Genomic DNA, 21,896 nt, shown 5'->3' on the forward strand with positions numbered 1-21,896 from the left:
TGTAGGGCTGAAGTTAGACTTTACAAGCGGTTATTTTTTAGAAAATTTTGCACATTTCTGCCCTTAAGATTGTCTACTATAACACTATCTAAATTTATGCTACAATCAATCTCTATTTTTAAGCCATTTTAAGATTTATGAATACACGTTTAACTGTAGTTTTATTACTTATTGTTGCTGTGCTAGGTGGGTGGTATTACAGCCTGCAAGAAAAAGACAATAGCGGACTTGACCAACTGATCAAAAAAGAGGGCCAGCCCGAATATGTGGGGAATAAAATGTCTACCTCGGTTTATGATCTAACAGGTAAACCGCAATATTTTGCACAAGCCGATGAAATTAAACGTTATGAATCTACCGAGCGAACCGAATTTTTAAAGCCATTTATTGAGCTTTTCGCCAAAGATTCAGATGTAAAGCAGTGGAAAGTGAGTGCAGATCACGCTGAAATTACTAAAGATAAGATCTTAAATTTAACCGGTAATGTGCAACTGAATGCTTTAGACCCACTCTCTCGCTTACAAAAAATCTCTACCGATAAATTAACCGTCGATTTAAACACTCAGGATATTTTTACTGAAAGTACGGTCAAATCAGTAGGTCTGGGCTTTACAACTACCGGTGTGGGGCTAAAAGGAAATTTAAAGCAACAGGTAGCAACATTACAAAAAGATGTAAAATCATATCTTGAGCCAACGATTATCAAACAAACTCAAGAATAACCAATTCGCTTTTTCAATAAGGAAAAATAATGAAATTACTGTTTAAATCTATTTTAGTTACTCTACTTTTAGGCAGCAGCTTCTCTGCTTATGCATTAAAAGGAGATACCGATCAGCCAATTAACATTGATTCCGGCAGTCAATCATTAGATATGACCAGCAATATTGTGACATTTAGTGACAATGTGGTGATCACCCAAGGCTCAATTAAAGTAACAGCCGCGAATGTGAAAATCACTCGTCAAGAAGGCAAAAAAGAGACCATTGATGCGACAGGTTCTCCTGTTACCTTTCAACAAACCTTAGATAACGGAAAACCGGTTAATGGTAAAGGTAATAGTGTACATTATGATTTAAATTCTGAATTTTTAACCTTAATCGGTAATGCTGAATTAAAGCAACAAGGGAGTTTTATTCGAGCGAATAAAATCACCTATGATGTGAAAAAACAACAACTTAAAGCCACCAGCGGCGGAAAAGCACGCGTGAAAACCGTGTTGATTCCAAACGAACTTCAAGATAGCAAGAAAAAATAAGGTAGATAATATGTCTGTGCTTTATGCAGAACATTTAGCAAAAAGTTATAAACAACGCCAAGTGGTGAAAGATGTAAGCTTGAATGTAAAATCAGGTGAAATTGTCGGCTTACTTGGCCCAAATGGTGCGGGAAAAACGACTACATTCTATATGGTGGTAGGCTTGGTTCGCCACGATCAGGGCAAAATCCGCATTGATGACGAAGATATCAGCACACTACCTATGCACGACCGAGCCAAACAAGGTATTGGCTATCTACCGCAAGAGGCTTCTATTTTCCGCCGTTTGACAGTGTATGATAATTTAATGTCTGTGCTGCAAGTACGTAAAGATATTAATAATGAACAACGCAAAGCTCGAGCGGAAGAATTAATTGCTGAATTTCACATCGAACATATCAGAAACAATTTAGGACAATCGCTTTCAGGGGGCGAACGCCGCCGCGTAGAAATTGCCCGAGCGTTGGCTGCAAATCCTAAATTTATTTTGTTGGATGAGCCTTTTGCCGGTGTTGATCCCATTTCAGTTATCGATATTAAAAAAATTATCGTCAATCTAAAAGAACGTGGATTAGGTGTTCTGATTACAGACCATAATGTACGAGAAACTTTAGATGTATGCGAACGTGCCTATATTGTAGGCAGCGGTGAAATGATAGCCAACGGCACACCACAAGAAGTGCTGGAAAACCCAGATGTAAAACGTGTTTATCTAGGCGATCAATTTAAACTCTAAACTAATCCCCTTTTGGGGATTTCATCTTTAGATGAAAAATTATGACAAAATTAACTGATTTTTTAAGCCCTGAAAATATTCGCCAGGGGGTGTTAGTTTCAAGCAAAAAACGGGCATTAGAAACTGTAGGCAAAATCATTGCTCAATCGTTAAATAATAAAGTAAATCATATTCAGCAAAATACTGAACAGTTAGAAAGACCAGAAGAAAATGAACTTATTTGCCCAATTGAATGTTTTGCTAATTTATTTAAACGAGAAAAACTTGGTACTACCGGCTTAAATCAAGGCATTGCCCTTCCTCACGCCAAACTTCCGGCTTGCGAAGCACTGGCAATAGATAAACCTGTCGCGGTTTTCTTGCAGTTAGAAGAAGGGATTGAGTATGAAGCACAAGATAATAAAGAAGTTGATTTAATTTATGCTATCATGTTCCCGGAAAACAACTGCATGCAATATAAGCACTGCTTACCGGAAATTGCACGCCAATTATCGGATAAAGCATTACTTAAACAGCTCCGAGCAGCAGAATCTGAAGAAGATATTTGGCAAATTTTAATGTATGCTGATAATCATACAGTCAAAATTGAAGAATAATGTTGAGGCTATATGGAATTGATCATCATCAGCGGGCGTTCCGGTTCCGGCAAATCGGTTGCATTAAGAGCACTAGAAGATGCAGGCTATTACTGCGTAGATAATATTCCTCTGCCACTTATCCCAAGCTTAACCGAATACCTTAGCAAAGAAAAGCTCTCTGCAGTAATAAGCTTAGATATCCGTAATTTACCAGATACGCCAAAAGCGATTGATGAATTACTTTCCCAGCTTATGCCATTAAATACTAAGTTGATCTTTTTAGATTGCGAACGCAATACGCTTATTCGCCGCTATAGTGATTCTCGCCGCATTCATCCGCTTTCAACCCAAGATGATCTTTCGCTTGAAAGTGCTATCGACCTTGAGCAAAAACTGCTTGAACCGCTGGAACAAAATGCCAATTACATTATTGATACCAGCAATATTTCCTCACACGAACTGGCAGAAAATCTCCGTAATATTCTTCAAGGCTCAAGCGATAAAGAATTAAAGATTATTTTTGAATCATTTGGTTTTAAATACGGCTTGCCTGCTGATGCCGATTATGTGTTTGACGTTCGATTTTTACCTAATCCTCATTGGAATCCGGAACTACGTCCGATGACGGGCTTAGAGCAACCTGTCATTGACTTTTTAGACCGCCAAACTGAGGTGCATAATTTTATCTACCATACCCGAACCTATTTGGAAATGTGGCTACCTATGTTAGAACAAAATAACCGCAGTTACCTAACAATTGCAATAGGCTGCACGGGTGGAAAACATCGTTCTGTGTATATTACAGAACAGTTGGCGAAATATTTCCAAGCGAAAGGGAAAAACGTTCAAATTCGCCATAAGAGTTTGGAAAAACACCATAAGAAATCTACAGATTGATAATTCTACAAGCGGTTAAATTTCAGTAAAATTTTGCAAAAATTCAACCGCTTGTTTCAACTAATTAATACACTATTGCCTATGAAATCTACAGATATTGTTATTATTGGTGGAGGAATGGTCGGGCTAGCGCTCGCCGGGTTACTCAAAGACGCGCCTTGCAAAATTACAATCATTGAAAAAAATATGCCAACATTCGATGCCGATACGATATTCCACCGTGTCAGTGCCATTAACGCCAGCAGCCAAAAAATGTTGGAACAGATTGGTGCTTTTCAGCATATTCCGTCAGCACGCATTTCTCCTTATTCGGAAATGTGTGTCTGGGAAAAAGACAGTTTTGCAAATATCCATTTTGATAATAATGATAGTGAAATTAAACAACTCGGACTCTCACAACTTGGCTTTATCTTAGAAAACCAAGTAATTCAACATTCTCTTTGGCGGCAAGTTTCTACTCAATCAAATGTTGACTATATTGTCGCTATGCCTCAAACCTTAGGTATTAGCGATAACGGGGCTTTTTTAACACTGGATAACGGTGAAATGATTTCAGCCAAATTAGTGGTAGGGGCTGACGGAGCGAATTCTTGGGTACGTAACCAAACTCAAATTCCATTAACCAGCCGTGACTATCAACATACTGCGTTAGTCTGTAATGTGAAAACCAGCGAAAAACACGGTAAAACTGCGCGTCAGATTTTTGCTGAGGATAGCATTCTCGCGTTTCTACCATTGGCAGACGAAAATTTAAGTTCAATTGTATGGTCATTACCGCCAATAAAGGCAGATGAGCTAAAAAATTGCAGTGAACAGGAATTTAATAAGGCACTTACTATCGCCTTTGACAACCGCTTAGGCTTATGCGAATTGCAAAGTTTACGCGAAATTTACCCGCTTACCGCACGCTATGCCCGCGATTTCGCTCAATCAAGAGTGGCATTAGTTGGCGATGCCGCCCATACTATCCACCCGCTTGCCGGTCTTGGAGTAAATTTAGGCTTTACCGATGTTGCCACACTCGCCAAGGAAATCCAAACACATTTAGCAAACGGTGAGGACATCGGAGAATACCGCCATTTACGTCAATTTGAACGCGAACGCAAAGCCGAAGCGGTAAAACTATTAGTTGCAATGGAAGGACTAAAACAACTTTTCCACGGTAATCATCCTATAAAAAAACTGTTTAGAGGATTAGGGCTAAATGCTACTGATCAGCTACCATTTATAAAAAAGCTGCTTATTCAACAAGCAATTCACCTTTAAAATGTAAATTTAATTGAGATAGCGTAAATATTCCCGATTTTGTGAACTAATAATAACATTATCTGTCTATTTGTTGGTACAATATCGTATCCCTAGTCGGGTTTCTTTTTATTTTCATTTAAGGATTTTTTAATGAACAAATTAACTAAAATCAGTGCAACAGCATTAGTTGCTTTATTCTTAGCAGCATGTGATAAACCAGAGCAAAAAGCACCTGTGGCAGAGCCTGCAAAAACAACTGAATCTGTACCGGCAGCTCAAGCTCCTGCAACAGAAACAGCTAAACCAATGGTTGAAGCACCAACAGAAGCAGCTAAAGCAGATTACCAAAAGCTAGTTGACTGGAATGTTGCTCAAGAAAAAACAATGGCTACAGCACAAGCTGAATTACAACAAAAATTAGCAACTCAAGATCCGAAACAGATGCAAGAAGGCTTAACAGTATTCAACCAAAAAGTATCTGAGGTTGTAAAAAGTTTAGAAAGTATCGAAGTTTCTGATGCTCAAATCAAAGCATTTAAAGAAAAAACAAAATCTGTATTAACACTTTCAAGTGAAGTGCTATCTGAACAAGTTAAAACAATGGCAACACCAAATGACCAAGCTTTAGTAGAAGCACTGCAGAAAAAAACTCAAGCCTTAATTGAAGAAGGTAATGAGCTACAAAAACTCAATGCTGAGTTACAACAAAGATTTACAGCTAAATAATTTAGCGCTCAAATTCAGAAGCTAGAGTGTTTTGCTCTAGCTTTTTTTCTGAATAACAAGGAATCATCATGAATACATTAACTAAAGTAGGTCTATCTGCATTATTGACGATTTTTTTAACCGCTTGTGAGAAACCATCATCTCCCGAAGTACAAAAATCGGAACAAACTCCAAGTCAAACACAAGAAAAAGTAGAAGAATCAAAAGATACCGGTGCACAAGACTATAAAGCATTACGTGAATGGCAAGATGCACAAGAAAAAGCGCTACGCGATACAATTAGCAGCGCCACAAATAAGCTCAATGAAAAACAAAAAAACGATGCTGCATTAATGCAAGAAACGGTTAATCAGGCTTTATTATCTCAACTTGAAAATATCAAAACCAGTGCTGAAAACCTAAATATTCAAAATGCTGAAGTGAAAGCGCTTAAAGATAAAACATTAGAAGTGCTGACTCTAGGCACTGAAATGATTGTTGAAGGTGCCAAAATGGAGAAAAATCCAACTCCAGAGGCTCATAAAGCCTTTGGTGAATTACAAACCAGACTCAACCAAGTGGCTGAACAAGGGCAGCAATTAGAAAAAGCATTAAAAGCAAAATACGAGCCAGCTCCACAGCAATAATAAAAAATGGTACATATTAAAAGTATGTACCATTTTTTCATTTTCAGCAGTTTAAACTATTGTGTTAATTGCACTAAAATACGACGAACAGGTTCTGCAGCACCCCATAGTAATTGATCCCCTACGGTAAATGCCGCTAAGTATTCAGGCCCCATAGCTAGTTTACGTAAACGTCCAACAGGTACACTTAATGTACCTGTTACTTTAGCAGGCGTTAACTCACGTAATGTCGTTTCTTTATCGTTCGGAATCACTTTCACCCATTCGTTATAAGCTGCGATGATTTGCTCGATTTCTGCTAGTGGAATATCTTTTTTCAGTTTAATAGTAAATGCCTGGCTATGGCAACGTAATGCACCAATACGCACACATAAGCCATCAACAGGGATTGGGTTATCACTTAATCCTAAAATTTTGTTAGTTTCCGCATAACCTTTCCACTCTTCTTTGGTTTGCCCTGTTTCAGGTAATAATTTGTCGATCCAAGGGATTAGGCTACCACCTAAGGCTGCGCCGAAATTCTCTGTTGGGAAATCTTCAGCACGCATTTTAGCAGTTACTTTACGCTCAATATCTAAAATCGAAGAGGCCGGATTTGCTAATTCAGCTTGTACGGAGTCACGTAATTCTCCCATTTGTGAAAGCAGCTCACGCATATTTTTTGCACCAGCTCCTGACGCTGCTTGGTAAGTTGCAACAGAAACCCATTCAACCAAATCTTTCTCAAATAATCCACCAATAGCCATTAACATTAAGCTAACAGTACAGTTTCCACCAACGAATGTTTTAATGCCATTTTTCAGACCTTCTGAAATAACATGCTGGTTTACAGGATCTAATACGATAATGGCATCATCTTGCATACGAAGTGCAGAAGCTGCATCGACCCAATAACCGTTCCAGCCGGTTGCTTTTAATTTTGGATAGACTTCGTTGGTGTAGTCACCACCTTGACAGGTAACGATAATGTCTAATTTTTGTAATTCTTCAATATCAAAGGCATTTTTCAATTCGCCTGCATATTTACCGGCAAAAACAGGGGCCTTTTGACCCGCTTGTGAAGTGGTGAAAAAAATCGGATTAATGTTAGCGAAATTGTTTTCTTCAACCATACGGTCCATTAAAACTGAACCAACCATACCACGCCAACCGATAAAACCTACGTTTTGCATTGTGTTTGCTCCTACCAAGAGATAAAAAATTAATTGTTGTTAAGGTAGGAATAAATACAGGATTTCGAGTGAAAAATCAATGTTTTTTGTTGATTTGTAAAGTTTTGACAAAATTTGACCGCTATGGTTAAAATAACAAAGTGCCAGCTAGGCAGAAAATTAGCACTTAAAAGGAGAATTTTATAAAAATGAAAGCAGCTTTATCTATTGTATTAAGTTCTTTAGTACTAAGTTCAACCGCTGTATTTGCTACAGAGCAACCGGCAAAAATTGTCGTTAACATCCAGCAACTTGATGTAGAAAAAGGCAATAAAGATATTGGTACTATTGAAATTACCGAATCTGCGTATGGGTTAGTTTTTACACCTAATTTAACGCATCTAAGTGAAGGCTTACATGGTTTTCATATTCATGAAAATCCAAGTTGTGAAGCAAAGGAAAAAGAGGGAAAACTAACAGCTGGTCTAGCTGCTGGTGGTCATTGGAGTCCTAATAAAAAAGCAACTCACGGCTTACCATGGTCTGACGATGCTCATTTGGGCGACCTTCCCGCATTAACCGTACTTCATGATGGGTCAGCAACTAACCCAGTATTAGCTCCTCGCTTAAAGAAATTAGAAGAAGTTAAAGGTCGTTCTTTGATGATCCACGCAGGTGGAGATAATCACTCAGATCATCCAGCACCTCTTGGTGGGGGCGGAGCACGTATGGCGTGTGGAGTAATTAAATAAAATTTGATCTAAATTAGAGAAGTGTTGGTTTTAGCATTATATTTCCAACACTTTATTTATTTTTAACGTTAAAATAAACCAACTTTATTTTTAAGGACTACATTATGTCACATAAACTATCTCGTCGAGTAATTCCTGAGCAACTCTATTTTTGCCAATCTTCTCCTGTTTATATTCCACTTTTTTTTGCAGATAAAACCAAAAAGGTGCAGGCAGTATGGGAGTTAGAAATGGACAATGGCGAACGTAATTCGGGTACGGTAAAACGCAACCGTATCCAGTTTACTAATTTACCAATTGGTCAGCACAAATTAACGTTGATTGTTGGAAAACCATTATTAGGAAAAGGCGTTAATATTTATCACTCAGTGTTAAATATTAGTGAAAAATAGTATTTCAACCATAAGGCAAGATGATTTCTTGCCTTATATTTTTAGATTGTCCTACTTATTCCGCTTGAAATAGGAATGGGTTTAATGCACTTCTAGAAAAGCCCTTTTGTTCCATTTCTGAGTCTAGGAACAAGCTGGCTAAATCATCAGCAACAGGTTCTACATTAACATCTTTATCTTGATATAAAACTTTTAAATAGGAGTGACAGTCTCCACAGCTTTCTGATTTTACTGCGGCTTCGACGTTATCTAAACTCCAATAATCCAGTTTACCTGATTCATCACAGTTTGTGCATTTTGAACGTACAACATGCCATTCACTTTCACATAATGAACAGTGCAAGTAACGTAAGCCTTGAACCTCACCAAAGTGAATAACGCTGGTAACAGGCGCTGAGTCACACACAGGACATAGGTGTTTATCTCCAACTTCTGCTCGAGTATTACGAGGTAATTGTTGGGTTAATTGAACCCAGTAGAGTGAGAGTGCCGCCCAAACAAACACAGCTTTATCTGTACCGACAAGTTCATAGCGCTCATTTAATAAATTATCAGCAAGTGATTCAATTTCGGAGGTAGACGCTTTTTCAAACCATTCAAGTGTTGGATAGATGACATCGTTAGCATAAGGCTTGAACTTCTCAACGATCGCGAGCAGCAAATATCTCCACTCATCACTGCGTTGGAAGGTTTTACCATTTAGTGGCTTTTCCCCTTGAGTAATCTCGACACAAGCGGTTATTTTTTCCGAATCATTTGCAATTGGTCTGCTCTCTAACAATTCTAGCTGAATATCAACTAAGTTAGCTGCAAATTCCATGTATTCGCCAAAAGGGTTTTCTTTGGCTAATTCTCTTAATCTTTTTGCTCGACGGTAATAAAGATTTTTAGGATTAGCAAATAATAATTCGGGTTGCTGAAATGAGCTGGCAGCTTGCTTGATTTCATCTTGATGTAGTATTTTGATGCTCATAATGTTCTCTAAGTCGCTAAAATAAAAGTGCGGTAATCATACCGCACTTGATTCATTATTTGCTGTTTTGTTCAGCGATTTCTTTTTCTAACTTCGGTAGTACTTCTTCACGGTACCATTTCGGGTGGTGTTTCTTCGCCCAGCGAACGGTTACCCACCCCTCAACCATACCACGAATAGAGCCTTTCACCCAGAAAGCCATGTAGATATGCACCATAATGCCGGTAAATAACATAAATGCACTTGCAGAGTGAAGTAAAATAGCAATTCGAATTACCGGAATTGAGAAATTATGTGAGAAATACTGTCTCCACATAATAATCCCTGTTGCAAGTAAAGTTACCATCGCTAAAATCAGTGTCCAGAACAGCATTTTCTGACCAAAATTGTATTTACCGTTATCAGCTACAGCGTGTTCATTACCTTTTAGTACCTCGACAATACCTTTTGCCCAGCGAATATCATTCTTTTCCGGAATGTTATGTCGCCAATAAATACGAGCAAGGTTAATGAATGCAAGGAACATCACAATACCCGTGAATGGGTGCAAAAATCTCGCTAATGCCGGAGTACCAAGAATTTCGGCAATCCACGCCATATCAGGGAAGAAAAATGCTAACCCAGACAAACCGGTTGTGAAGAAACAGAGAACCAAAAGCCAGTGGCTTAAACGTGCGGGACGTTTGTGGCGTACGATTTTGGTATCGTTGCTAATAGTCACTTTGCTCATTATTTTGTCTCCTCGTGATGATCTTCCACATCTTCTTCAACGTTTGGACCAATACTGATGTAATGTGCAGCGGCACTTAATGCTAAACCTCCCATTGCTACGGCAGCTACTGGCTTGAGAACATCTTTCCAAAGCGTAATAGTTGGGTCGATTTGCGGATCTTTTGGTAAACCGGAGTAAAGCTCAGGTTTATCTGCATGGTGTAATACATACATTACGTGCGTACCACCCACACCCTCCGGGTCGTACAGTCCGGCACTTTCATAGCCACGAGATTTTAGATCAGCAATACGCGTTTGCGCATAATGTTTCATCTCTTCTTTGCTGCCGAAACGAATTGCACCGGTCGGGCAGGTTTTCACGCAAGCAGGCTCTTGACCAACAGTAACACGGTCAACACAAAGTGTACATTTATAAACACGGTTATCTTCCGGATTCATACGTGGAATGTTAAACGGACAGCCAGCGATACAATAACCGCAACCGATACATTTGTCGGATTGGAAATCAACAATACCGTTCGCATATTGAATAATTGCACCCGGAGAAGGGCAAGCCTTTAAGCAGCCCGGCTCAGAGCAATGCATACAGCCATCTTTACGAATTAGCCACTCCAAGCGGTCATTTTCTTCAACTTCGTTGAATTTCATTACCGTCCATGCTTTTGCATTCAGATCTGCAGGGTTATCATATACGCCAACGCAAGCCGCATTGACATCAGAACGGATATCATTCCACTCTGAACAGCCTACTTGACAAGCCTTGCAACCGATACAGGTTGTTACATCAATCAGTTTTGCCACTTCAACTTGATGTCCACGAGCTTGAGGCGGTGGCGTTAACCCTGACATTGCAGAGGCTTTAATAATGTTTTGTGATTGAACTACACCCATTGTTATGCCCCCACAATTTTCTCAATATTTAACAACATACATTTCGATTCCGGCGTATTTGAACTTGGATCACCCGAACGCACAGTTAAGTTATTCGCAAAGTAACCTTTTTTAGCACCGGTTGTAGCTGCAAATCCCCAGTGAATCGGAATACCTATAGTGTGAATTGGTTTGCCGTCTGAAACTAACGAACGAATACGTTTAGTAACCACAGCAACCGCTTTAATTTCACCACGTTTAGACCAAACACGAACTTTATCACCATTAGCAATACCTTTTTCGGCAGCCAGTTTTTCACTGATTTCAACGAATTGCTCAGGTTGAGCGATAACGTTGATCATTGAATTTTTCGTCCAGTAGTGGAAATGCTCGGTTAAGCGGTATGTTGTCCCTACATAAGGGAAATCCGCGCTTGTACCTAAATCAGCTTTATCTGTTGGTAAAATACGTGCAACAGGGCTATAAATTACATTAGGGTGTAACGGGTTAGTACCGATCGGTGTTTCTAACGGCTCATAGTGTTCTGGGAACGCACCATCAATCATACGCTCACGCACGAACAAGCCTGAAACCCCTTCCGGTTGCATAATAAATGGCATTGTTGGAGCATTTGGTGGAGCTGTACCAAAGTCAGCGACATCAATATAGTTCCAGTTTTTACCGTTCCATTTAACCAGCTGACGTCTCGGGTTCCATGGTTTACCGCTTAAATCTGCTGATGCACGGTTATATAAAATACGACGGTTCGCAGGCCATGCAAATGCCCAACCAAGTGTATTTCCTAAACCTGACGGGTCAGAGTTATCGCGGTTTGCCATTTGGTTACCTTTTTGTGTCCATTGACCGGTATAAATCCAGCACGCACCGGAGGTTGTACCATCATCACGCATTTGACCGAAACTTGAAAGTAACTCGCCTTTTTTAACAATCACATTACCATCAGCATCTTTTACATCTTCTAATGCATAACCGTTATTTTCTTTTGCGATTTCCTCAGCTTTTGGTTCTAACGGATTAGTATAATTCCATGTCATTGCTTCTAATGGTTCAACCGGTGCTTTCCCACCTTCTTTATGGTAAAGATGGATAAGTTCTGCACGGATTTCCGATAAAATATCAATATCCGGCTTTGCTTCACCCGGTGCATCAGAAGCCTTCCAGTGCCATTGTAACCAACGACCGGAGTTTGCAATTGAGCCTTCTTCTTCAGCGAAACAAGTAGTTGGTAAACGGAATACTTCAGTTTGGATTTCTTCTGAATTAACATTATTGAACTCGCCGTGATTTTTCCAGAACTCGGAAGTATCGGTAACAAGCGGGTCAAAAATGACTAAATATTTCAAATTACTTAATGCTTTGATGATCTTCTGCGAGTTCGGGTAAGAAGCAATCGGGTTCATTCCTTGACAGAAATAACCGTTAATTTTACCTTCGTACATCTGCTCAATGAAACGGAAGTGGTCGATACCACCTTTTTGTAGTTTCGGCAGATAGTGGAAACCAAACTCGTTTTCCGCAGTGGCTTTATCGCCGTAGAAGGACTTCATCATACTGATGAAGAATTTCGGCGTATTCTGCCAGTAGTTGGTTTGTCCTGTCCCCATCGTTTTTGGCGTAATTCGAGCTAAGAATGCTTCTAGGGAAACATCAGATTCGCTTGGTAAAGGAAGGTATGCCGGTAGTCGTGCAGGGAATAGACCCAAATCAGTAATTCCTTGTACATTTGAGTGACCACGTAGAGCATTTACCCCACCACCGGCAACACCAATATTACCGCACAGTAATTGGATAATTGCCATTGAGCGAATATTTTGCGCACCTACGGTGTGCTGTGTCCAGCCTAATGCATAAAGGAATGTAGCAGCTTTATCCGGTGCAGAGGTTTTAGCAATCTCTTCACAGAAAATCAGGAAATCTTTTTGTGATGTACCGGTAATACGTTCAACCATTTCCGGTGTATAACGGGAAACGTGTTCACGCAACATATTTAGTATACAACGAGGATCTTGAAGAGTCATATCCCGTTTCGGGTTGCCTTCTTCGTCCATTTGATATGCCCAAGTCGAACGATCTTTATAAGTACGGGTAGCTTCATCGTAGCCGGTAAATAAACCGTCTTCAAATTTAAAGCCTTCATGCACTAAGAAAGTCGCATTGGTATAGTGTTTGACATACTCGTGTTGAATTTTATCGTTTTTCAACAGGTAGTTGACCGCACCTAACAGGAACGCAATATCCGTACCCGGACGTAGCGGCATATAGATGTCAGCAACAGCAGCACTACGATTAAAGCGTGGATCAACCACCATTAATTTAGCACCGTTTTGCTTTTTTGCTTCAATTGCCCAGCGGAAACCGACAGGGTGAGCTTCAGCGGCATTACCGCCCATAACGATTACAAGATCAGCGTTCTTAATATCAACCCAGTGGTTGGTCATCGCACCGCGACCAAATGATGGAGCAAGACTTGCTACCGTTGGTCCGTGTCAGATACTCGCTTGGTTGTCGGTAAAGACCATACCGAGAGAACGAATCCATTTCTGCGTGATAATACCTGTTTCATTACTACATGCAGAACCTGCTAAGAAACCGGCTGTCAGCCACTGATTGACCGGTGTACCTTCTGTATTTTTTTCAATAAAGTTATCATCACGGTCATTTTTTATATGACGGGCAATACGCTCTACCGCTTCATGCCATGAAATACGTTTCCACTCTTTTGAACCTGGTTCACGCACTTCCGGATAATGCACTCGGCGATCGCTATTGACATAATCTAATGCACCTGCTCCTTTAGGGCATAATGCACCGCGACTTACCGGATGGTCAGAGTCACCTTCAATGTGGAAAAGTTTCCCTTTGCTATTCATTGCTTCACCGCCTAGGCTGTACATAATCATTCCACAGCCTACAGCACAGTAAGTACAGGTTTGGCGAGTTTCTTTCGCTCGTAAGAGCTTGTACTCGCGTGGTGCGGCTAATGCTGTTGCCGGGGCAAAGCCCAACATTGCAGCAGAAGTGCCCGCCATACCACCTGCACAGACCTTAAAGAACTTACGTCTTGAGATCTGCATAATCACTCCAAATCACATAATATGAGAAATAAAAGAAAATTTGACCAAAATAGATTAATAAATTGGTCGAAGAGGTGTATTATTTTCCTTTGGACAAAGGCAAATAGATATACTCTTTTCTAAGTAAATCGGTAAAATCTATACAAAGTTTGATTTAAACCAAATTAATGTCGCTTTATGATACAACTTTTTAACAAAACAAACCACTTTTTAAGCATGTAAGAGATGAATATTGTGAATAAGATCACAAAAAAAACGGCCAAAAAATTATCATTTTCAATTGGCGGAATTGAAAAACAAGATTGTGAGGATAATTTGATTTCAGAAGTGCCCGTCGCGTTAGTCTATAATGGTATTTCGCACACGGTTATGATGACTACACCAATAAATTTAGACGATTTCGCACTTGGATTCTCTTTAGCGGAAGGTATTTTAAACACCCCTCAAGAGTTATATGGATTAGATATTATTGAGCAACCCACAGGCATTGAAATTCAATTGGAAATTTCCACTCGGCAATTTGTGTTATTAAAAGATAAGCGTCGCTCAATGGCAGGGCGAACAGGTTGTGGAGTTTGTGGTGTTGAGCAATTAGAGCAAGTTAAGCAAAGTTGTAAAATTGTTAAAAAAAATAACCGCTTACAGGCGGTAAATCCGCTAATTTTAGAACATTGTTTAGCCCAGCTTGAGAAAGCTCAACATTTATCAAAAGAGACTGGTGCCAGCCATGCTGCTGCATTTTTCAGCCCTGAAGGAGAATTATTGGCAATTCGAGAAGATGTTGGTAGGCATGTTGCGTTAGATAAACTCATCGGTTGGTACGCCAAAGTTGGTTTTCCTATCGGTTTTGTATTTGTCACCAGCAGAGCGAGTTTTGAAATGGTTCAGAAGTGTCTGGCTGTTGGGATAGAAATGTTGTGTGCTATTTCAGCAACCACCGAAATGGCCGTGAATATAGCAACAGAAAATGAATTTACTTTATTAGCTTTTACCCGTAAAGGGAAAGCCACAATTTATGCCGGAGAAGAGAGACTCTCTTTAGATAAAAAATGGACATCGCAATTTTACTTGCCGATAAAATCATACAATTAAGCTTGATGGTGTTATTAGGCTATTTAAGTGTAAAAACAAAATTATTGACCTCTGAGCAAAGTTATCCGATTTCAATTATAGGCTTATATATTATTAGTCCTGCAATGCTGATTACTGCCTTTCAGGTAGATTATACAACCGAAATTCTTAATGGCTTATATCTGGCTTTTATGATGGCATTTGTATTAAGCGGAATATTGGTTTTTCTTGGTTGGGTGCTTAAGCAGCTATTTAAGCTGGATAATATTGAACAAGCAACTTCTATTTATTCTAATTCAGGTAACTTAATTATCCCGATTGTTGCTTCTGTATTTGGAAATGAATGGGTAATTTATTCTATCGCCTTTATTGTGGTACAAAATCTCTTATTTTGGTCGCATTTACGTTTATTGATTTGTGGCAAAGGCAGTGTGCCGTTCAAAAAGATGATCTTTAATATCAATATTATTGCGATTATGGTGGGCATTACCCTCTTTTTACTTCATTTTAAATTGCCTACAACTATTGCAGCTACCTTATCAACTTTAGGTCATATGCTTGGGCCTCTATCTATGTTGGTTGCAGGCATGCTCATTGCCTCTATTCCTTTTAAAGAGATTATTACGGATAAACGAATTTATTTAGTGGCTTTCCTACGTTTGATTCTGATTCCTTTAATTTTATTAGGCGTGATTAAATTATGCGGATTTTCCGGCTGGGTTGAAAATGGCGTTACTATTGCAATGATTAGTTTTTTAGCCACCACCAGCCCTTCTGCAGCGACTGCAACCCAAATGGCTGTGGCTTATGGTCAAAATGCTAAAAAAGCCAGTGCGATTTATGGGGTAACAACGGTACTCTGTGTTGTGACTATGCCACTGATTATTTGGCTTTATCAACAGATATAACAAAACAAGCGGTTAATTTTTGTAAAATTTTGCTCAAAATTAACCGCTTGTATGAATTTAATGAAAAGGACTAAGCAACGGTAACTGATTCAATCACTACATCTTCAACCGGTACATCTTGGTGGAAGCCTTTATTGCCGGTTTTTACACCTTTGATTTTATCAACTACATCCATACCCTCAACGACTTCGCCAAATACCGCATAGCCCCATTCTTGTACTACAGTTTTACCAAACATCTCTTTTGAACGGTAATCTAAGAAATTATTGTCTGCCACGTTGATGAAAAATTGCGAGCTGGCAGAATGAGGATCGGAAGTACGAGCCATTGAAAGTGTACCACGTTTGTTGCTTAAACCGTTGCCGGCTTCATTTTGGATTGGTGCTTTAGTTGCTTTTTCTGACATACCAACTGTCATACCACCACCTTGAATCATAAAACCATCAATCACACGATGGAAAATAGTACCGTTATAAAAACCCTCTTTACAGTAATCTTCAAAATTTTTAGCCGTAATTGGCGCTTTTTCAAAGTTTAATTCAATTTTAATGTCGCCAAAATTAGTGTGTAATGTAATCATGCTGAGTTCCTTAATGAATAAAAATGGGATGGGAAATAAATTTCGGTCGTTATTATTAAAAAGTTTAAAACAAATTGCAAAAAAATCTCAAAATTAGACCGCTTATTCGCTATACTTAGACGTATTTTGAAAGAATATTAAACCAGAGGACTTTATGCTCAAAATTTATAACACCCTAAAACGGGAAAAAGAAGAATTCAAACCAATTAATTCTGAGCAGGTGGGAATGTACGTCTGTGGCGTGACAGTTTACGATCTTTGCCATTTCGGGCATGGGCGTACTTTTGTCTCTTTCGATGTAATCGCTCGTTATTTACGATATTCGGGCTACAATTTACGTTATGTCCGCAATATTACTGATGTGGACGATAAAATCATCAAACGTGCGTTAGAAAATAACGAAACGTGCGATGAGTTAGTTGAAAGAATGATTGCCGAAATGCATCAAGATTTTGACGATTTAAACATTTTACGTCCTGATGTTGAGCCTCGAGCAACCAAACATATCCCTGAAATTATTGCTATGGTCGAAAAGTTGATTAAAAATGGCAACGCTTATGTCGCAGCGGATGGCGATGTGATGTTTGATGTAGAGTCATTCAATAAATATGGCGCGTTATCTCGTCAAAACTTAGAGCAACTCCAAGCAGGAGCAAGAGTTGAAATTAAATCGGTGAAGAAAAGCCCGATGGATTTCGTGTTATGGAAAATGTCAAAAGAGGGAGAGCCAAGCTGGGAAAGCCCTTGGGGCAATGGTCGCCCGGGCTGGCATATTGAATGCTCGGCAATGAACAGCAAAGAGCTAGGCGAACACTTTGATATTCACGGCGGCGGTGCGGATTTAATGTTCCCACACCATGAAAACGAAATCGCTCAATCTTGCTGTGCCCATGGTGGTGATTATGTGAACTATTGGTTACACACCGGCATGCTGACGATTGATAAAGAGAAGATGTCAAAATCACTCGGTAACTTCTTCAGTATACGCCATATGCTCGGCTTGTACGATGCGGAATCGCTACGTTATTTCTTCTTAACGGCACATTACCGCTCATTATTAGATTACAGTGTGGAAAACCTTGATTTAGCTCGCTCTGCATTAGAACGCCTATACACAGCCCTGCGTGGTTGTGATCTGTCTGGTGTGGCAACAACAGGAGAGCAATATGTTGAAGCTTTCAAAACCGCAATGGACGATGATTTCAACACGCCGGGAGCATTAGCTGTTTTGTTCGAAATGGCTCGTGAAATAAACAAGCTCAAAACCGAAGATATGGTAAAAGCCAATGCTTTGGCTGTACGCTTAAAGGAACTTGCAGGCGTATTAGGGTTGCTAGAGCAAGATCCGGATATTTTCTTAAAAGGAAATACTAACGATGATGAAACCGCTGAAATTGAGGCACTGATTAAACAACGCAACGAAGCAAAAGCTAGCAAAAACTGGGCGGTTGCTGATGAAGTGCGCGATAAACTCAAAGCAATGAACATCGTACTCGAAGACACCCCAAACGGCACGATTTGGCGTAAAGCTTAATCATATTATTTACAAGCGGTTGGATTTTGCAAAAAATTAGCAAATTCTGACCGCTTGTCATTTTATGATGAAAATCAATCATACAGAATGCAAATTTATTTCAGATGCAAGCAATTATTTTATACGCTATGCTCATTTGGAATAAAAAATTTGTATGAGTGAATTGACATAGCATTCTAGACGTCTAAAATAGTGAAAAATAATATTTAATTAATGTGGATAAATAAAAAATGATTCAGCTGAAAAATATCAGCAAACAATTTGAGGTGAAGGGCAATAAAATTACTGCTCTAGATAATGTAAACCTAGAGGTTCCGAGAGGCACAATTTATGGTGTAATCGGAGCATCAGGTGCCGGGAAAAGTACCTTAATTCGTTGTGTTAATTTATTAGAACGCCCAACAATTGGGCAAGTGATTGTTGATGGGCAAGATTTAACTGCAATGTCGGATAAAGAGTTGATTTCAGCTCGCCGTAATATTGCGATGATTTTCCAACATTTTAATTTGCTTTCTTCACAGACTGTATTTGAGAATGTGGCGTTGTCTTTGCGTTTAAGTCATACGCCTAAAGATCAAGTTGAGAAAAAAGTGAATGAATTATTGGAGTTAGTCGGGTTAACTGATCGTAAAGATGTTTATCCGGCAAATCTTTCGGGCGGACAAAAACAGCGTGTGGCAATTGCCCGTGCGTTAGCAAGCGACCCGCATGTGTTACTTTGTGATGAAGCAACCAGTGCATTAGACCCGGCAACTACGCAATCTATTCTTCAATTATTAAAAGATATTAATAAACGCTTAGGTTTAACTATTTTATTGATTACACACGAAATGGAAGTGGTAAAACGTATTTGCGACCGTGTGGCAGTAATTGATAGAGGACAGTTGATTGAGTCAGGCTCGGTAAGCGAGATTTTCTCTAATCCGAAAACAGAATTGGCACAGAAGTTTATCCAATCAACTTTCCATTTTGATTTGCCGCAAGAATATACCGAGCAACTTTCAGCTATGCCAAGCGAAAATAGTAAGCCGATAATTAAATTTGAATTTACCGGCCGTTCGGTTGATGCCCCATTGCTTTCAATTGTATCGAAAAAATTTGGTATTGATTTTAGTATTTTGATGTCGCAAATTGATTATGCCGGTGGAGTAAAATTCGGTTTTGTTATTGCAGAAGTAACAGGAAATCCGGATTCTATTGCTGAGGCTAAGTTTTATTTAATGGATAATAATGTAAAAGTAGAGGTGTTAGGCTATGTGGGCTGATTTTATAAAAGAGATGACGCCACAGATGTGGGGCTTAGTATGGGAATCTACTTTTGAAACCATCTATATGGGATTTGTGGCAACGGCTTTAGCAGTGGTGATTGGTTTACCAATCGGCTTTTTAGCCTTTTTGACCGGCAAAGGCGAGATTTTGGAAAACCGAAGATTACATCAGATTTTAGATGTCATTATTAACATCGGGCGTTCTATTCCGTTTATTATTTTATTGATTATTTTATTACCATTTACTCGTTTAATTGTCGGAACTACTTTAGGAACAACCGCAGCAATTGTGCCATTAAGTATTTCAGCCATTCCGTTTTTTGCACGTTTAACTTCCAATGCATTATTGGAAATTCCCTCAGGTTTGACAGAGGCTGCAAAATCGATGGGCGCAACTAATTGGCAGGTTGTAAGTAAATTTTATTTGCCGGAATCATTACCAATTTTAATCAATGGTATTACCTTAACCTTAGTTGCCTTAATTGGCTATTCAGCTATGGCTGGAGCTGTTGGCGGCGGTGGTTTAGGTAATTTAGCAATCAGTTACGGCGAACACCGTAATATGGTTTATGTAAAATGGATCGCAACAATCATTATTGTCGCGATTGTGATGGTGAGCCAAAAAATAGGCGACTATTTGGCAAAACGTTACGATCATCGTTAATTTTTATTTAACAGAGGTTTGTATGAATTTCAAGAATGTATTAGGCATGGTGTTAGTATCTGCATTGGCATTAACAGCTTGTAAGGATGAGAAAAAAGCAGAGCCGGCCGCTCAAGTTGCTACACCGGCTGTAAAAATTAAAGTGGGTGTAATGTCCGGTCCGGAGCATACTGTTGCAGAACGTGCAGCTCAAATTGCGAAAGAAAAATATGGCTTAGAAGTAGAATTTGTTTTATTCAATGACTACGCATTACCAAACACAGCGGTAAGCAAAGGTGATTTGGACGTGAATGCTATGCAGCACAAACCATACTTAGATAAAGATAGCCAATCAAAAGGTTTAAATAACTTAGTGATTGTAGGTAATACCTTTGTCTATCCATTAGCAGGTTATTCGAAAAAAATTAAGAATGTATCTGAGTTAGCAGAAGAGGCTGTCATTGCGGTACCAAACGACCCTTCAAACTTAGCTCGTGCGTTAATTTTGCTTGAAAAACAAGGCTTAATTAAATTAAAAGATAACACTAACTTATTTTCAACATCGCTAGATATTATCGAAAATCCAAAGAATTTAAAAATTAAAGAAGTAGACACTTCTGTTGCTGCAAAAGCATTAGATGATGTGGATTTAGCGGTAGTTAATAACACTTACGCAGGGCAAGTTGGCTTAAATACACAAGATCACGGGGTATTTGTTGAATCTAAAGATTCACCATATGTGAATATTATTGTATCTCGCCAAGATAATAAAGATTCTGCAAATGTACAAAACTTTATTAAGTCTTACCAAACCGAAGAAGTGTATCAAGAAGCACAAAAACACTTTAAAGACGGTGTTGTAAAAGGCTGGTAATACCCTTTTTTAACATAGCGATTAATCGCTTAGTTTGAACAGTTAGTTTGAGCTCTTAGATTAATCGCTTTTTTATCTTTAATATCTCTAAATATAGGAAGAACAAACATGAACTTTAAAAAACTATTAAGCGTGGCGTTAGTGTCTGCTTTAGCATTAACCGCGTGTAAAGAAGAAAAAACGCAAACAGCAGCAGAACCTGCAAAAGTGGAGAAACAAGCTCCGTTAAAAGTCGGCGTAATGACAGGACCTGAAGCACAAATGACCGAAGTCGCAGTAAAAATTGCGAAAGAAAAATATGGTTTAGATGTGGAGTTAGTGCAATTTACTGAATACACACAACCAAATGCGGCATTACATGCGAAAGATTTAGATGCTAACGCATTCCAAACTGTACCGTATATGGAACAGGAAATAAAAGATCGTGGCTATAAGTTAGCTGTTATTGGTAACACCCTGGTATGGCCGATTGCCGCTTATTCGAAAAAAATCAAAAATATTTCTGAGCTAAAAGAAGGCGCAACGGTTGCGATTCCAAATAATGCAAGTAACACTGCCCGTGCGTTATTATTACTTCAGGCACATGATTTACTTAAATTAAAAGATCCAAAAAATGTATTTGCTACTGAAAATGATATTATCGAAAACCCGAAAAATATCAAAATCGTGCAAGCTGACACAGCATTATTAACCCGTATGTTAGATGATGTTGAATTAGCGGTAATCAACAATACTTATGCAGGTCAAGCTGGTTTAAGCCCTGATAAAGACGGTATCATTGTAGAATCAAAAGATTCACCCTATGTTAACTTAGTAGTTAGCCGTGAAGATAATAAAGATGATCCTCGTTTACAAACATTCGTGAAATCATTCCAAACTGAAGAAGTGTTCCAAGAAGCATTAAAATTATTTAACGGTGGTGTGGTAAAAGGTTGGTAATTTACATGACCAAAATGAGCAGTAGCTAATGTTGCTGCTCATTCT

At 39.0% G+C, this 21,896-nt stretch carries 23 protein-coding genes; 17 read left to right on the plus strand and 6 right to left on the minus strand.

Annotated elements, in window-relative coordinates:
• The first annotated feature begins 137 nt into the window (after positions 1-137).
• From lptC to A6B41_RS07900, 8 genes are all read left to right on the plus strand, one after another.
• On the plus strand, positions 138-722 hold the full coding sequence (lptC, locus tag A6B41_RS07865; protein WP_027074187.1) for an LPS export ABC transporter periplasmic protein LptC: 585 nt from the start codon (positions 138-140) through the stop codon (positions 720-722).
• Between the two features lie 29 nt (positions 723-751).
• Positions 752-1,258, plus strand: a complete 507-nt coding sequence (gene lptA / locus A6B41_RS07870) for a lipopolysaccharide transport periplasmic protein LptA (RefSeq protein ID WP_027074186.1) — start codon at positions 752-754, stop codon at positions 1,256-1,258.
• A 10-nt stretch (positions 1,259-1,268) separates the two neighbouring features.
• Positions 1,269-1,994 carry an LPS export ABC transporter ATP-binding protein gene (gene lptB / locus A6B41_RS07875; RefSeq protein ID WP_027074185.1) on the plus strand — a complete coding sequence of 242 codons (726 nt, stop codon included), beginning with the start codon at positions 1,269-1,271 and terminating at the stop codon, positions 1,992-1,994.
• 41 nt (positions 1,995-2,035) lie between these two features.
• A complete protein-coding gene (locus A6B41_RS07880; RefSeq protein ID WP_027074184.1) occupies positions 2,036-2,590 on the plus strand; it encodes a PTS sugar transporter subunit IIA in 555 nt (184 codons plus the stop codon).
• Between the two features lie 12 nt (positions 2,591-2,602).
• Positions 2,603-3,469 (plus strand): RNase adapter RapZ, encoded by an 867-nt coding sequence (gene rapZ, locus A6B41_RS07885; protein ID WP_027074183.1) that lies wholly within the window; start codon positions 2,603-2,605, stop codon positions 3,467-3,469.
• An 81-nt stretch (positions 3,470-3,550) separates the two neighbouring features.
• A complete protein-coding gene (locus A6B41_RS07890; RefSeq protein WP_027074182.1) occupies positions 3,551-4,735 on the plus strand; it encodes an FAD-dependent monooxygenase in 1,185 nt (394 codons plus the stop codon).
• 132 nt (positions 4,736-4,867) lie between these two features.
• Positions 4,868-5,443: a hypothetical protein gene (locus A6B41_RS07895; protein WP_027074181.1), complete on the plus strand. Its 576-nt coding sequence runs from the start codon at positions 4,868-4,870 to the stop codon at positions 5,441-5,443.
• A 68-nt stretch (positions 5,444-5,511) separates the two neighbouring features.
• Positions 5,512-6,069: a hypothetical protein gene (locus A6B41_RS07900; protein WP_032847381.1), complete on the plus strand. Its 558-nt coding sequence runs from the start codon at positions 5,512-5,514 to the stop codon at positions 6,067-6,069.
• A 56-nt stretch (positions 6,070-6,125) separates the two neighbouring features.
• On the opposite strand, the gene asd is transcribed toward A6B41_RS07900, so the two are convergent.
• On the minus strand, positions 6,126-7,241 hold the full coding sequence (gene asd, locus A6B41_RS07905; RefSeq protein ID WP_027074180.1) for an aspartate-semialdehyde dehydrogenase: 1,116 nt from the start codon (positions 7,239-7,241) through the stop codon (positions 6,126-6,128).
• Between the two features lie 182 nt (positions 7,242-7,423).
• Between asd and sodC the strand changes: the two genes are divergently transcribed.
• Together sodC and A6B41_RS07915 are read left to right on the plus strand one after the other, a co-directional pair.
• Positions 7,424-7,972, plus strand: a complete 549-nt coding sequence (gene sodC / locus A6B41_RS07910; RefSeq protein WP_027074179.1) for a superoxide dismutase family protein — start codon at positions 7,424-7,426, stop codon at positions 7,970-7,972.
• Between the two features lie 104 nt (positions 7,973-8,076).
• A complete protein-coding gene (locus tag A6B41_RS07915; protein WP_032847378.1) occupies positions 8,077-8,364 on the plus strand; it encodes a hypothetical protein in 288 nt (95 codons plus the stop codon).
• Between the two features lie 55 nt (positions 8,365-8,419).
• On the opposite strand, the gene fdhE is transcribed toward A6B41_RS07915, so the two are convergent.
• Genes fdhE through fdnG form a run of 4 tightly spaced genes read right to left on the minus strand, consistent with a single transcriptional unit; the run spans position 8,420 to position 14,034 of the window.
• Complete coding sequence (gene fdhE / locus A6B41_RS07920; protein WP_027074177.1) at positions 8,420-9,337, minus strand: formate dehydrogenase accessory protein FdhE; 918 nt, start codon at positions 9,335-9,337, stop codon at positions 8,420-8,422.
• 55 nt (positions 9,338-9,392) lie between these two features.
• Positions 9,393-10,067 carry a formate dehydrogenase subunit gamma gene (locus tag A6B41_RS07925; protein WP_027074176.1) on the minus strand — a complete coding sequence of 225 codons (675 nt, stop codon included), beginning with the start codon at positions 10,065-10,067 and terminating at the stop codon, positions 9,393-9,395.
• On the minus strand, positions 10,067-10,960 hold the full coding sequence (gene fdxH, locus A6B41_RS07930) for a formate dehydrogenase subunit beta (protein WP_027074175.1): 894 nt from the start codon (positions 10,958-10,960) through the stop codon (positions 10,067-10,069). Before fdxH ends, A6B41_RS07925 begins: the two co-directional genes overlap by 1 nt.
• Positions 10,961-10,962: 2 nt before the next feature.
• On the minus strand, positions 10,963-14,034 hold the full coding sequence (gene fdnG, locus A6B41_RS07935; protein ID WP_156930219.1) for a formate dehydrogenase-N subunit alpha: 3,072 nt from the start codon (positions 14,032-14,034) through the stop codon (positions 10,963-10,965).
• A gap of 234 nt (positions 14,035-14,268) precedes the next feature.
• On the opposite strand from fdnG, the gene fdhD reads away from it, so the two are divergent.
• Positions 14,269-15,126 (plus strand): formate dehydrogenase accessory sulfurtransferase FdhD, encoded by an 858-nt coding sequence (gene fdhD / locus A6B41_RS07940; RefSeq protein ID WP_050436806.1) that lies wholly within the window; start codon positions 14,269-14,271, stop codon positions 15,124-15,126.
• Positions 15,084-16,013: an AEC family transporter gene (locus A6B41_RS07945; protein ID WP_027074172.1), complete on the plus strand. Its 930-nt coding sequence runs from the start codon at positions 15,084-15,086 to the stop codon at positions 16,011-16,013. Before fdhD ends, A6B41_RS07945 begins: the two co-directional genes overlap by 43 nt.
• A gap of 70 nt (positions 16,014-16,083) precedes the next feature.
• Here A6B41_RS07945 and A6B41_RS07950 read toward each other — a convergent pair whose 3' ends face one another.
• The gene (locus tag A6B41_RS07950; protein WP_027074171.1) at positions 16,084-16,593 is read right to left on the minus strand and encodes a peptidylprolyl isomerase; all 510 of its coding nucleotides are present in this window, start codon (positions 16,591-16,593) and stop codon (positions 16,084-16,086) included.
• Positions 16,594-16,747: 154 nt separating this feature from the next.
• On the opposite strand from A6B41_RS07950, the gene cysS reads away from it, so the two are divergent.
• The 5 genes from cysS (at position 16,748) to A6B41_RS07975 (ending at position 21,851) form a co-directional block, all read left to right on the plus strand.
• Positions 16,748-18,127 carry a cysteine--tRNA ligase gene (cysS, locus tag A6B41_RS07955; RefSeq protein ID WP_027074170.1) on the plus strand — a complete coding sequence of 460 codons (1,380 nt, stop codon included), beginning with the start codon at positions 16,748-16,750 and terminating at the stop codon, positions 18,125-18,127.
• A 230-nt stretch (positions 18,128-18,357) separates the two neighbouring features.
• Positions 18,358-19,392, plus strand: a complete 1,035-nt coding sequence (gene metN, locus A6B41_RS07960) for a methionine ABC transporter ATP-binding protein MetN (RefSeq protein ID WP_027074169.1) — start codon at positions 18,358-18,360, stop codon at positions 19,390-19,392.
• Positions 19,382-20,059: a methionine ABC transporter permease gene (locus A6B41_RS07965; RefSeq protein ID WP_027074168.1), complete on the plus strand. Its 678-nt coding sequence runs from the start codon at positions 19,382-19,384 to the stop codon at positions 20,057-20,059. The genes metN and A6B41_RS07965 overlap by 11 nt, the downstream gene beginning before the upstream one ends.
• Before the next feature lie 22 nt (positions 20,060-20,081).
• The gene (locus A6B41_RS07970; protein WP_027074167.1) at positions 20,082-20,912 is read left to right on the plus strand and encodes a MetQ/NlpA family lipoprotein; all 831 of its coding nucleotides are present in this window, start codon (positions 20,082-20,084) and stop codon (positions 20,910-20,912) included.
• A gap of 108 nt (positions 20,913-21,020) precedes the next feature.
• Positions 21,021-21,851 (plus strand): MetQ/NlpA family ABC transporter substrate-binding protein, encoded by an 831-nt coding sequence (locus A6B41_RS07975; protein ID WP_027074166.1) that lies wholly within the window; start codon positions 21,021-21,023, stop codon positions 21,849-21,851.
• Positions 21,852-21,896: the final 45 nt, after the last annotated feature.

This window comes from Mannheimia granulomatis (genome assembly GCF_013377255.1).
Classification (GTDB): Bacteria; Pseudomonadota; Gammaproteobacteria; order Enterobacterales; family Pasteurellaceae; genus Mannheimia; species Mannheimia granulomatis.

Bases quoted from the DNA above. Each gene is read 5' to 3' on its own strand.
- rapZ (WP_027074183.1), top strand. From the start codon at position 2,603: ATGGAATTGATCATCATCAGCGGGCGTTCCGGTTCCGGCAAATCGGTT.
- A6B41_RS07915 (WP_032847378.1), top strand. From the start codon at position 8,077: ATGTCACATAAACTATCTCGTCGAGTAATTCCTGAGCAACTCTATTTT.
- fdhE (WP_027074177.1), bottom strand. From the start codon at position 9,337: ATGAGCATCAAAATACTACATCAAGATGAAATCAAGCAAGCTGCCAGC.
- lptB (WP_027074185.1), top strand. From the start codon at position 1,269: ATGTCTGTGCTTTATGCAGAACATTTAGCAAAAAGTTATAAACAACGC.
- A6B41_RS07890 (WP_027074182.1), top strand. From the start codon at position 3,551: ATGAAATCTACAGATATTGTTATTATTGGTGGAGGAATGGTCGGGCTA.
- asd (WP_027074180.1), bottom strand. From the start codon at position 7,241: ATGCAAAACGTAGGTTTTATCGGTTGGCGTGGTATGGTTGGTTCAGTT.
- A6B41_RS07950 (WP_027074171.1), bottom strand. From the start codon at position 16,593: ATGATTACATTACACACTAATTTTGGCGACATTAAAATTGAATTAAAC.
- lptA (WP_027074186.1), top strand. From the start codon at position 752: ATGAAATTACTGTTTAAATCTATTTTAGTTACTCTACTTTTAGGCAGC.
- A6B41_RS07900 (WP_032847381.1), top strand. From the start codon at position 5,512: ATGAATACATTAACTAAAGTAGGTCTATCTGCATTATTGACGATTTTT.
- A6B41_RS07895 (WP_027074181.1), top strand. From the start codon at position 4,868: ATGAACAAATTAACTAAAATCAGTGCAACAGCATTAGTTGCTTTATTC.
- cysS (WP_027074170.1), top strand. From the start codon at position 16,748: ATGCTCAAAATTTATAACACCCTAAAACGGGAAAAAGAAGAATTCAAA.
- A6B41_RS07970 (WP_027074167.1), top strand. From the start codon at position 20,082: ATGAATTTCAAGAATGTATTAGGCATGGTGTTAGTATCTGCATTGGCA.
- metN (WP_027074169.1), top strand. From the start codon at position 18,358: ATGATTCAGCTGAAAAATATCAGCAAACAATTTGAGGTGAAGGGCAAT.
- A6B41_RS07965 (WP_027074168.1), top strand. From the start codon at position 19,382: ATGTGGGCTGATTTTATAAAAGAGATGACGCCACAGATGTGGGGCTTA.
- A6B41_RS07925 (WP_027074176.1), bottom strand. From the start codon at position 10,067: ATGAGCAAAGTGACTATTAGCAACGATACCAAAATCGTACGCCACAAA.
- fdxH (WP_027074175.1), bottom strand. From the start codon at position 10,960: ATGGGTGTAGTTCAATCACAAAACATTATTAAAGCCTCTGCAATGTCA.
- A6B41_RS07945 (WP_027074172.1), top strand. From the start codon at position 15,084: ATGGACATCGCAATTTTACTTGCCGATAAAATCATACAATTAAGCTTG.
- A6B41_RS07880 (WP_027074184.1), top strand. From the start codon at position 2,036: ATGACAAAATTAACTGATTTTTTAAGCCCTGAAAATATTCGCCAGGGG.
- lptC (WP_027074187.1), top strand. From the start codon at position 138: ATGAATACACGTTTAACTGTAGTTTTATTACTTATTGTTGCTGTGCTA.
- A6B41_RS07975 (WP_027074166.1), top strand. From the start codon at position 21,021: ATGAACTTTAAAAAACTATTAAGCGTGGCGTTAGTGTCTGCTTTAGCA.